This window comes from Leclercia sp. 1548 (assembly GCF_050435045.1).
In the GTDB taxonomy this organism is placed as follows: Bacteria; Pseudomonadota; Gammaproteobacteria; order Enterobacterales; family Enterobacteriaceae; genus Enterobacter; species Enterobacter adecarboxylatus.
On record NZ_JBNDJP010000004.1, the window covers coordinates 164,869 to 176,590 of the forward strand.

9 protein-coding genes are annotated in these 11,722 nt (G+C 56.7%); 8 read left to right on the forward strand and 1 reads right to left on the reverse strand.

Annotation, left to right across the window (positions count from 1 at the left end; translation table 11 throughout):
- The 8 genes from flhA to emrB all read left to right on the forward strand — a co-directional run bounded on the left by flhA (nt 1) and on the right by emrB (nt 11,123).
- Nucleotides 1–2,088 (forward strand): formate hydrogenlyase transcriptional activator FlhA, encoded by a 2,088-nt coding sequence (gene flhA / locus ABIE02_RS13425; protein WP_032613554.1) that lies wholly within the window; start codon nt 1–3, stop codon nt 2,086–2,088.
- Nucleotides 2,089–2,428: 340 nt separating this feature from the next.
- A complete protein-coding gene (gene proV, locus ABIE02_RS13430) occupies nt 2,429–3,631 on the forward strand; it encodes a glycine betaine/L-proline ABC transporter ATP-binding protein ProV (protein ID WP_032613556.1) in 1,203 nt (400 codons plus the stop codon).
- Nucleotides 3,624–4,757 (forward strand): glycine betaine/L-proline ABC transporter permease ProW, encoded by a 1,134-nt coding sequence (gene proW, locus ABIE02_RS13435; RefSeq protein ID WP_032613558.1) that lies wholly within the window; start codon nt 3,624–3,626, stop codon nt 4,755–4,757. The genes proV and proW overlap by 8 nt, the downstream gene beginning before the upstream one ends.
- Nucleotides 4,758–4,891: 134 nt before the next feature.
- A complete protein-coding gene (gene proX / locus ABIE02_RS13440) occupies nt 4,892–5,887 on the forward strand; it encodes a glycine betaine/L-proline ABC transporter substrate-binding protein ProX (RefSeq protein WP_077226157.1) in 996 nt (331 codons plus the stop codon).
- A 343-nt stretch (nt 5,888–6,230) separates the two neighbouring features.
- Nucleotides 6,231–7,415, forward strand: a complete 1,185-nt coding sequence (locus tag ABIE02_RS13445; RefSeq protein WP_336995070.1) for an MFS transporter — start codon at nt 6,231–6,233, stop codon at nt 7,413–7,415.
- 312 nt (nt 7,416–7,727) lie between these two features.
- Nucleotides 7,728–8,258 carry a transcriptional repressor MprA gene (gene mprA / locus ABIE02_RS13450; protein ID WP_032613564.1) on the forward strand — a complete coding sequence of 177 codons (531 nt, stop codon included), beginning with the start codon at nt 7,728–7,730 and terminating at the stop codon, nt 8,256–8,258.
- A 125-nt stretch (nt 8,259–8,383) separates the two neighbouring features.
- Nucleotides 8,384–9,559, forward strand: a complete 1,176-nt coding sequence (gene emrA / locus ABIE02_RS13455; protein ID WP_032613565.1) for a multidrug efflux MFS transporter periplasmic adaptor subunit EmrA — start codon at nt 8,384–8,386, stop codon at nt 9,557–9,559.
- A gap of 16 nt (nt 9,560–9,575) precedes the next feature.
- Nucleotides 9,576–11,123, forward strand: a complete 1,548-nt coding sequence (gene emrB, locus ABIE02_RS13460) for a multidrug efflux MFS transporter permease subunit EmrB (RefSeq protein ID WP_032613566.1) — start codon at nt 9,576–9,578, stop codon at nt 11,121–11,123.
- 79 nt (nt 11,124–11,202) lie between these two features.
- Here emrB and luxS read toward each other — a convergent pair whose 3' ends face one another.
- A complete protein-coding gene (gene luxS, locus ABIE02_RS13465; protein WP_032613568.1) occupies nt 11,203–11,718 on the reverse strand; it encodes an S-ribosylhomocysteine lyase in 516 nt (171 codons plus the stop codon).
- Nucleotides 11,719–11,722 lie beyond the last annotated feature (4 nt).

Genomic DNA, 11,722 nt, shown 5'->3' on the forward strand with positions numbered 1-11,722 from the left:
ATGTCGTATACACCCACGAACGATCCCCTCGATCAAGGATTGTTCGATATTACCCGAACCCTGCTGCAACAGCCGGATCTCTGCGCCCTCGCGCGGTCACTGGCCTGGCATGCCCGGCAGATGAACCTGGCCGATCGCGCGAATATTCTGCTCTGGCAGTCAGAGCAGCGTCGCGTTTATCTGTACAGTACCGACGAGCAGGATCGGGATATCCGCTATGAAGATGAGCCGCTGCTGGCAAACGGGCCTTTTCGCCGCATGCTGTCGCGCCCGGACGTGCTGCACTGCCAGGCAGAGACCTTTAAAGAGACCTGGCCGGCGCTGGCTCGCCTCGACCTGTACGCCCCCCTGGCCCACTATTGCCTTACGCCACTGGCGGCCGATGGTCGGATCTTTGGTGGCTGCGAGTTCCTGCGTAACAACGATCGTCCCTGGAGCGACAGCGATTTTTCCCGGCTGCAAACGCTGACTCAGGCGGCGGGTCTGGCGGTCGAGCAGTTGATGGCCCGCCAGAACAGCAGCGACAGCTATGAGGTGCTGTGCCGGGAACGCAACGACTTTCGTCTGCTGGTCGCCATCACTAACGCGGTGCTGTCAAAACTCGACCTCGACGAGCTGGTGACGGAGGTTTCCCGGGAGATCCAGCGCAACTTCGGCATTGATTCCATCAGCATGGTGTTGCGCAGCGAGCGCAAGGGCAAGCTCCTGGTCTATTCCACCCATTACCTGGATAAAAACGCCCCGCTGTACGATCAGAGCGAGGTGGACGAGAAAGGCACGCTGTCTGAAAAAGTCATGCGTAACAAAAAGATGCTGATGCTTAATCTGCACAGCCGGGATCAGCACGCCCCTTACGAACGCATGCTGTTTGATATGTGGGGCGAACAGGATCAGACCCTGTGCCTGTTCCCGCTGATCTTCCGCGAGCGGATCCTCGGCACCCTGAAGCTGGCGCAGTGCAAGGCGCAGGTGTTTACGGCTTCGAATCTGGAACTGCTGAACCAGATTGCCGAACGCATCGCTATTGCCGTGGATAACGCCCTCTCCTACCGCGAAATCAGCCATCTTAAGGAGCGGCTGATCGACGAGAACCTCGCCCTCACCGAGCAGATCAATAACGTCGCCACCGATTTTGGCGAAATTATTGGCCGCAGCTCGCCGATGATGACGGTGATGAAGCAGGTGGAGATGGTCGCGCACAGCAACAGTACGGTGCTGATTCTGGGCGAGACCGGCACCGGCAAGGAGCTGATTGCCCGCGCCATTCATAACCTGAGCGGGCGTAGCGATCGCCGGATGGTGAAGATGAACTGCGCGGCAATGCCCGCCGGGCTGCTGGAAAGCGATCTGTTCGGCCACGAGCGCGGAGCTTTTACCGGTGCCAGTGCCCAGCATATTGGCCGCTTTGAACTGGCGGACAAAAGCACGCTGTTTCTCGATGAAGTGGGGGATATGCCGTTAGAGCTTCAGCCCAAGCTGCTGCGTGTGCTCCAGGAGCAGGAGTTCGAGCGGCTCGGCAGCAACCGCACCATCCACACCGACGTGCGCCTTATTGCCGCAACTAACCGCGACTTAACGCAAATGGTCGCCGATCGTGAGTTTCGCAGCGACCTTTACTACCGGCTCAACGTGTTCCCGATCTTCCTGCCGCCGCTGCGGGAACGCCCGGAAGATATCCCGCTGCTGGTGAAGTCATTCACCTCCAAAATTGCTCACCGGTTAGGGCGCAATATCGACAGCATCCCGGCGGATACGCTGCGTCAGCTCAGCAAGATGGAGTGGCCAGGCAACGTGCGCGAGCTGGAAAACGTGATTGAGCGCGCCGTGTTGCTCACCCGCGGTAATGTCCTGCAACTGTCGCTACCGGATATCGATTATCCCCGGTTTGTCAGCGCTACGCCGCCGGAGACGGCAGTCAGTACGCTTCGTGAAGGCGAAGAGGAATATCAACATATTATGCGCGTGCTGAAAGAGACTAACGGCGTGATCGCCGGACCAAGAGGGGCGGCCCAACGCCTGGGCCTGAAGCGCACCACACTTCTGTCGCGCATGAAGCGCCTGGGCATTGATAAGAACGATCTTTTGTAAGGCGCAGGGGGGAAATATCACCGGCATGAGAGCAATATTATTCTCATGATTTTGGGGTGATATTTCCCGGCCCTCACCCGCGTCATTCTTCTGTCATATTCTTCTGTATTTTTGTTCTCTCTTCGCGAATTTCGCCTCAATAAGACATTTCTTAAGAAAAACTCATACCGCGCCCAGCCCTTATCTCATGGGAAATTGCGCCGGTTCGCGCGCGGCAAAAATCATGCCACAAGCCAATTCAGGGTTGTCTCAGATTCTGAGTATGATAGGGTATGGCCGGTTAATTATATTCACTGGTAAATATATCGACGTAAATAAATAACGGGACATTCTTTATTGCATGGCAATTAAATTAGAAGTTAAGAATCTTTATAAAGTATTTGGCGAGCACCCGCAGCGCGCATTCAAATATATTGAAAAAGGACTTTCAAAAGAACATATTCTGGAAAAAACCGGGCTGTCGCTTGGCGTTAAAGACGCCAGTCTGGCCATTGAAGAAGGCGAGATTTTTGTCATCATGGGGTTATCCGGTTCGGGTAAATCCACTATGGTTCGCCTTCTCAATCGCCTGATTGAACCCACCCGCGGACAGGTGCTGATTGATGGCGTGGATATCGCCAAAATATCGGACGCCGAGCTTCGCGAGGTGCGCAGAAAAAAGATCGCGATGGTGTTCCAGTCGTTCGCTTTGATGCCGCATATGACGGTGTTAAATAACACCGCCTTCGGTATGGAATTGGCCGGTGTACCGGCCAGTGAGCGTCAGGAAAAAGCGCTGGATGCCCTGCGTCAGGTCGGGCTGGAAAATTATGCCCACGCCTACCCGGATGAACTTTCTGGTGGGATGCGTCAGCGCGTGGGATTAGCCCGCGCATTAGCGATCAATCCCGATATATTATTAATGGACGAAGCTTTTTCGGCGCTCGACCCGTTAATTCGTACCGAGATGCAGGACGAGCTGGTAAAACTGCAATCGCGGCATCAGCGCACTATTGTCTTTATTTCCCATGATCTTGATGAAGCCATGCGAATTGGCGACCGCATTGCCATTATGCAAAACGGCGAAGTGGTGCAGGTGGGAACCCCGGATGAAATTCTGAATAATCCGGCGAACGATTACGTGCGCACCTTCTTCCGTGGCGTGGATATTAGTCAGGTATTTAGCGCCAAAGATATTGCCCGCCGCACCCCGAACGGCATTATCCGCAGAACCCCAGGCTTCGGCCCGCGCTCGGCGCTGAAGCTGTTGCAGGATGAAGACCGCGAATACGGCTATCTGGTTGAACGCGGTAATAAATTTGTTGGTGTTGTCTCCATCGATTCCCTGAAAACCGCCCTTGGCGAAAACCAGGGTATCGATGCGGCGTTGATTGACGCTCCGCTTGCCGTGGACGCCGAAACGCCGCTCAGCGAGTTGCTCTCTCATGTTGGCCAGGCGCCTTGCGCGGTGCCGGTAGTCGGAGAAGAACAACAGTACGTCGGCATCATCTCAAAACGGATGCTGCTGCAGGCTTTAGATCGCGAGGGGGCAAACAATGGCTGATCAATCTAACCCGTGGGGCACCACAGACGCCGCTGACAACGCGGCACAATCCGCTGATGCGTGGGGTTCCACCCCGGCTACGCCAGCACCTGGCGCTGACAGCGCGGCACAATCCGCTGACGCGTGGGGTTCTTCCCCGGCTGCGCCAGCACCCACCGATGGCGGCACGGCTGACTGGCTGACCAGCGCCCCGGCACCGGAACCTGAGCATTTCAACATTATGGATCCGTTCCATAAGACGCTGATCCCGCTCGACCGCTGGGTAACCGAAGGGATCGACTGGGTGGTGACCCACTTCCGTCCGGTTTTCCAGGGCATTCGTGTGCCGGTGGATTACATCCTTAACGGCTTCCAGCAGCTGATGCTGGGCATGCCAGCACCTGTGGCTATCGTGCTGTTCTCGCTGATTGCCTGGCAGTTTGGCAGCGCGGGGATGGGCGTGGCGACGCTGATCTCGCTGATCCTGATCGGTGCGATCGGTGCCTGGTCGCAGGCGATGATCACCCTGGCGCTGGTGCTGACCGCCCTGCTCTTCTGCGTGGTGATCGGCCTGCCGATGGGGATCTGGCTGGCGCGCAGCCCGCGGGCGGCCAAAATTATCCGGCCGCTGCTGGATGCGATGCAGACTACCCCGGCGTTTGTCTATCTGGTGCCGATTGTGATGCTGTTTGGCATCGGCAACGTGCCGGGCGTGGTGGTGACCATTATCTTCGCCCTGCCGCCTATTGTGCGTCTGACCATTCTGGGGATTAACCAGGTGCCTGCCGATCTGATTGAAGCCTCGCGCTCGTTTGGTGCCAGCCCGCGTCAGATGTTGTTTAAGGTTCAGCTCCCGCTGGCGATGCCGACCATTATGGCCGGTGTGAACCAGACCCTGATGCTGGCCCTGTCGATGGTGGTGATCGCCTCGATGATCGCTGTCGGCGGTCTTGGCCAGATGGTCCTGCGCGGCATTGGCCGTCTCGATATGGGGCTGGCCACCGTGGGCGGCGTGGGGATCGTGATCCTCGCCATCATTCTTGACCGCCTGACCCAGGCTGTCGGTCGTGATTCACGCAGTCGCGGCAACCGTCGCTGGTATACCACCGGCCCTGTCGGGTTAATCACCCGTTTTTTCCCTAAATAATTCGGGTTGCAGGAAGGCGGCCAGAGAGCGAATCCCCAGGCACACAGATAACGCTGTGGCTGGGGTAAGCGATCAGAGCCAACGCACCTGCAACGTAAATGATGACGGGTACATTTCTAAAATAAGGAACAACGATGCGACATAGCGTAATTTTTGCCACAGCGTTTGCCACCTTTGTCTCTACCGGCACATTCGCCGCTGAACTGCCTGGCAAAGGCATTACCGTGCAACCGGTACAGAGCACCATCTCCGAAGAGTCGTTCCAGACCGGGCTGGTCAGCCGGGCGCTGGAGAAGCTGGGTTATACCGTCAATAAGCCCAGCGAAGTGGATTACAACGTGGGCTATACCTCGATTGCCTCCGGCGATGCCACCTTTACTGCCGTGAACTGGCAGCCGCTGCATGACGATATGTACGCCGCGGCGGGCGGTGATAAGAAATTCTACCGTGAAGGGACGTTCGTTTCCGGTGCGGCACAGGGTTATCTGATCGACAAGAAAACTGCGGATCAGTACCACATCACCAACATCGAACAGCTGAAAGATCCCAAGATTGCCAAACTGTTTGATACCAATGGTGACGGCAAAGCCGACATGATGGGCTGCTCCCCGGGCTGGGGCTGTGAGGCGGTGATTAACCATCAGAACAAAGCCTTCGATCTGGCCAAAACCGTGGATGTCAGCCACGGCAACTACTCGGCGATGATGGCCGATACCATTGCCCGCTTTAAGGAAGGCAAGCCGGTCATCTATTACACCTGGACGCCGTACTGGGTCAGCGACGTGCTGAAGCCAGGTAAAGATGTGGTATGGCTGCAGGTGCCGTTCTCCTCTCTGCCGGGCGAGCAGAAGGATATCGACACCAAACTGCCGAACGGTATGAACTATGGCTTCCCGGTTAACACCATGCACATCGTTGCGAACAAAGCCTGGGCTGAGAAAAACCCGGCCGCAGCGAAGCTGTTCTCGGTAATGAAGCTGCCGCTGGCGGATATCAACGCCCAGAACGCGATGATGCATGCGGGCAAATCGTCTGAGGCCGATGTTCAGGGTCACGTTGATGGCTGGATCAAAGCCCACCAGCAGCAGTTTGATGCATGGGTAAATGAGGCGCTTGCAGCGCAGAAGTAAGTGCGCGCGGTTTCCCCTCACCCTAACCCTCTCCCCTGAGGGGAGAGGGAACCTGATTACCCTCCCCCCCCCTTTGGGGAGAGGGTATCTGAGCATCTTCTAACCTCTGAAGGGAGAGGGGATCTGAACACCTTTTATCCTCTGAAGAGAGAGAACCTGAATACCTTCTTTCCTTTGAATGGAGAGGGAGCCTGAACACCTTCTCTCCTCTGAAAGAAAGACCGGAATGAGGGGGAAGCCCAAACCGCACAATCCATCACTCACCAGTTCTCCTCCTTTCTTATTCATCCGTTATTATGTTTTCTGAAAAAATAATCACTCAACTAATGATTTCAAAAACCTAATGACAAAATCGACTCAGGGGCTTAGCCCCGCACTTATTCTTCTGATGTCCGTGGCAACCGGTCTGGCGGTCGCCAGTAACTATTACGCCCAGCCGCTACTGGAAACCATCGCGCGTAACTTTTCGCTGTCTGCCAGCTCGGCCGGTTTTATCGTTACCGCCGCGCAGCTGGGGTATGCCGTTGGTCTGCTGTTCCTCGTCCCGCTGGGGGATATGTTCGAACGCCGGGCCATGATTGTCTCCATGACCCTGCTGGCCGCTGGCGGGATGTTGATCACCGCCTCCAGCCAGTCGCTGGCGATGATGATCTTCGGCACCGCCCTGACCGGCCTGTTCTCGGTGGTGGCGCAGATCCTGGTGCCGCTCGCGGCTACCCTCGCCTCACCGGAAAAACGCGGCAAAGTGGTCGGCACCATTATGAGCGGCCTGTTGCTGGGGATTTTGCTGGCACGTACCGTCGCAGGTCTGCTGGCGGGCATCGGCGGCTGGCGCACCGTGTACTGGGTGGCGTCGGTGCTGATGGTGGTGATGGCCCTCGCCCTGTGGCGCGGCCTGCCGAAGGTGAAATCCGAAACCCACCTCAATTATCCTCAGCTGCTGGGGTCCGTTTTTAGCCTGTTCACGCACGATAAACTGCTGCGTACCCGGGCGCTGCTGGGTTGTTTCACCTTCGCCAACTTCAGCATCCTCTGGACCTCAATGGCCTTTCTGCTGGCCGCTCCGCCGTTTAACTATTCCGAAGGGATGATTGGCCTGTTCGGCCTGGCGGGCGCGGCCGGGGCGCTGGGCGCACGTCCGGCGGGGGGGCTGGCGGATAAGGGCAAGTCGCACATTACCACGACCGCCAGTCTGGTCCTGCTGCTGCTCTCCTGGGCAACGATCTGGTACGGGCATGTCTCGGTGCTGGCGCTGATTGTGGGCATTCTGGTGCTGGACCTCACCGTGCAGGGGGTGCATATCACCAACCAGACCGTGATTTACCGCGTCAAGCCGGAGGCCCGTAACCGCCTGACGGCGGGCTACATGACCAGCTACTTCATCGGTGGGGCCGCCGGGTCGCTCATCTCGGCCTCGGCGTGGCAGCATGCTGGCTGGGCGGGCGTATGTGCAGTTGGGGCAGTTATGGCTATCCTTAATCTGCTGGTCTGGTGGCGCGGCTACCATCGTCAGGACGCTATTCAATAAGGTTTACATAAGTTTGGGGTTTCTTAGGGTGTTAAGGAACCCCTCAGTCTGTTATGGTGACTGGAATCATTTATTCTGGAAATTTTTATGTGGGTAATATATTAGAATACCGCATGAATAACTTACGCCCGAAGACCCATCCCCGTTTTGCCAGCGCTCCCTCCTCTTTTCTGTGCTTACCGGGTCACGGATCTACCCGGCTCTTGATGACGGTGAAATTTGTCTGATGGATTTTAGTCGCACAAATAATTCATTTACATTATTTGTCACTGTCGTTACTATATCGGCTGTAATTAATGAGGTTATGCCCAAATGGATAGTTCGTTTACGCCCATTGAACAAATGCTTAAGTTTCGCGCCAGTCGCTACGCAGATTTCCCTTATCAGGAGATCCTGTTAACCCGTCTCTGCATGCACATGCAGGGCAAGCTGCTGGAAAATCGCAATAAGATGCTGAAAGCTCAAGGGATTAACGAGACGTTGTTTATGGCGTTGATTACGCTGGAGTCTCAGGAGAATCACAGCATCCAGCCTTCCGAGCTGAGTTGCGCCCTGGGTTCGTCTCGTACCAATGCAACCCGTATTGCCGATGAGCTGGAAAAACGCGGCTGGATTGAACGCCGTGAAAGCGATAACGACCGCCGTTGTCTGCATCTGCAACTGACCGAGAAAGGTCACGAATTCCTGCGCGAGGTGCTTCCACCTCAGCACAATTGTCTGCATCAACTCTGGTCGTCTTTAAGTGGTACCGAGAAAGAGCAGCTCGAGCATATCACCCGCAAGCTTCTCACCCGTCTGGACCAGATGGATGAAGATGGCGCCGTTCTTGAGGCGCTACGCTAACGCGACGACACGCTCCAAAAATCCAGATTCATAAGAAAACCGACAGGCCAGCACATCACAGTGCTGGCCTTTCTGATAACAGGTCGGCTCAGCCGATGTGAAATAATAAGATCGTGGAGAAAATCATGAGCGCAAATGCGGAGAACACAACCCCGCAGCAACCGGTCAATAAGAAGAAAGGCAAACGCAAGCGCGCCCTTCTGCTGCTGACCTTGCTCTTTATTATCATTGCCGTGGCATATGGGATCTATTGGTTTTTAGTACTGCGTCATACTGAAGAGACGGATGATGCGTACGTGGCAGGGAACCAGGTTCAGATTATGGCGCAGGTGTCGGGCAGCGTGACGAAAGTCTGGGCTGACAATACCGACTTTGTGCAAAAAGGCGACGTGCTGGTCACGCTGGATCCGACCGACGCCCAGCAGGCGTTTGAAAAAGCGCAGACCGAGCTGGCCTCGAGCGTGCGCCAGACCCGTCAGCTGATGATCAACAGCAAACAGCTGCAGGCCAGCATCAATGTGCAGAAAACCGCCCTCGCCCAGGCGCAGACCGATTTCAATCGTCGTGTTCCACTCGGTAACGCTAACCTGATTGGCCGTGAAGAGTTGCAACACGCCCGTGACGCGGTTGCCAGCGCGCAGGCCCAGCTGGATGTCTCTGTTCAGCAATATAACGCTAACCAGGCGATGGTGCTGGATACCACCCTCGATCAACAACCTGCGGTGAAACAGGCGGCGACGGAAGTGCGCAATGCCTGGCTGGCGCTGCAGCGAACCAAAATTGTCAGCCCGATGACCGGCTACGTGTCCCGTCGCTCGGTGCAGCCTGGCGCGCAGATTAGCTCCTCAACCCCGCTGATGGCGGTCGTGCCCGCGACCAACCTGTGGGTGGATGCTAACTTCAAAGAGACGCAGCTGGCGCATATGCGTATCGGCCAGAGCGCAACGATCGTCAGCGATATCTACGGCGACGAGGTGAAATACACCGGTAAAGTTGTCGGGCTGGATATGGGTACCGGCAGCGCCTTCTCCCTGCTGCCTGCGCAGAACGCCACCGGGAACTGGATCAAAGTGGTACAGCGTCTGCCGGTGCGTATCGAGCTGGATGAGAAACAGCTGGCGGATCATCCGCTGCGTATTGGCCTCTCCACACTGGTCACGGTCGATACCGCGAACCGCGACGGTCAGATGCTGGCGAACCAGGCGCGTTCTAACCCGGCTTACGAAAGTAATGCCCGCGAGATCAGCCTTGAGCCTGTGAATAAGCTGATCGATGAGATCGTGAAGGCGAACGCCGGTTAATCCAAAGGTGAGCGTTATGCAACAGCAAAAACCGCACAAACCGTTGGAAGGCGCGCAACTGGTCATCATGACCATTGCGCTGTCGCTGGCGACCTTCATGCAGGTGCTGGACTCCACCATCGCCAACGTGGCGATCCCGACCATCGCCGGGAACCTTGGCTCCTCCCTGAGCCAGGGGACATGGGTAATCACCTCGTTCGGGGTGGCGAATGCGATCTCCATTCCGATCACCGGCTGGCTGGCAAAGCGCGTCGGGGAAGTGAAGCTGTTCCTCTGGTCCACCACCGCCTTTGTCATCGCCTCCTGGGCGTGCGGGGTGTCCAGCAGCCTGACCATGCTGATCTTCTTCCGCGTGATTCAGGGGATTGTTGCCGGGCCGCTGATCCCGCTGTCGCAAAGTCTGCTCCTCAACAACTATCCGCCTGCCAAACGGTCTATCGCGCTGGCGCTGTGGTCGATGACGGTGATTGTCGCCCCGATCTGCGGCCCGATTCTGGGCGGCTATATCAGCGATAACTATCACTGGGGCTGGATCTTCTTTATCAACGTGCCGATTGGCGCGGTGGTGGTATTGCTGACCCTGCAATCGCTGCGTGGCCGCGAAACCCGCACCGAGCAACGGCGTATTGATGGCGTGGGGCTGGCACTGCTGGTGCTGGGCATCGGCAGCCTGCAGATCATGCTCGACCGCGGGAAAGAGCTGGACTGGTTCGCCTCGCAGGAGATCATCGTTCTGACGGTCGTGGCGGTGGTGGCGCTAAGCTTCCTGATTGTCTGGGAGCTGACGGATGATAACCCTATAGTCGATCTGTCGTTGTTTAAGTCGCGCAACTTCACCATAGGCTGCTTGTGTATCAGCCTTGCCTACATGCTCTACTTCGGCGCGATTGTTCTGCTGCCGCAGCTGTTGCAGGAGGTATATGGCTACACCGCCACCTGGGCAGGGCTGGCGTCAGCACCGGTCGGGGTGATCCCGGTCCTGCTGTCACCGATTATCGGCCGTTTCGCCCATAAGCTCGATATGCGTCGGCTGGTGACTTTCAGCTTCATTATGTATGCGGTGTGCTTCTACTGGCGTGCCTATACCTTTGAGCCGGGCATGGACTTTGGTGCCTCCGCGTGGCCGCAGTTCATTCAGGGCTTTGCGGTGGCGTGCTTCTTTATGCCTCTGACCACCATCACCCTCTCCGGCCTGCCGCCGGAACGAATGGCGGCGGCCTCCAGTCTGTCGAACTTTATGCGTACGCTGGCGGGTTCCATCGGTACGTCGATGACCACCACCATGTGGACTAACCGCGAGTCGTTGCACCATGCGCAGCTGACAGAATCGGTGAACGTGTTCAATCCGCAGGCGCAGGAGGTCTACAGCCAGCTGCAGGGGATGGGTATGTCCGAGCAGCAGGCTTCAGGCTGGATAGCCCAGCAGATCACCGCTCAGGGGCTGATAATCTCCGCCAATGAGATCTTCTGGCTATCGGCTGGGGTGTTCATTGTGCTGCTGGGGCTGATCTGGTTCGCCAAACCGCCGTTTGGGGCGGGTGGCGGAGGCGGAGGCGCGCACTGAGTCGCCTGCCTGAAAACAAAAACGGATCTGCATGCAGATCCGTTTTTTTATGCTCGCGATTCCCGCAACTGCCTTGTGACTAGATGTGCAGTTCCTGCAGTTTATCTTTTGGCAGCGCCAGCTCTTCGTTGCTGTTAACGCGAACGTCACGCTCAAGAATATGACGTGCAATCTCCTGGGCTTCTTCCAGGGAGTGCATCTGGTATGTGCCACACTGGTAAACGTTCAGTTCCGGGATCTGGTTCTGCTCTTTGACCTTCAGCACGTCGGCCATCGCTGCTTTCCAGGCATCGGCAACACGCGTCTCTTCCGGCACACCAATCAGGCTCATATAAAAGCCGGTGCGGCAGCCCATCGGCGAGATATCGATGATCTCAACGCCATTCCCGTTCAGGTGATCGCGCATGAAACCTGCAAACAGGTGCTCCAGGGTGTGGATGCCTTTCTCTGGCATGACTTCCTGGTTCGGTACGCAGAAACGCAGGTCGAATACAGTGATCGTGTCGCCGTGCGGGGTATGCATGGTCTTCGCAACGCGTACAGCAGGTGCTTCCATACGGGTATGGTCGACAGTAAAGCTATCTAATAACGGCATACGT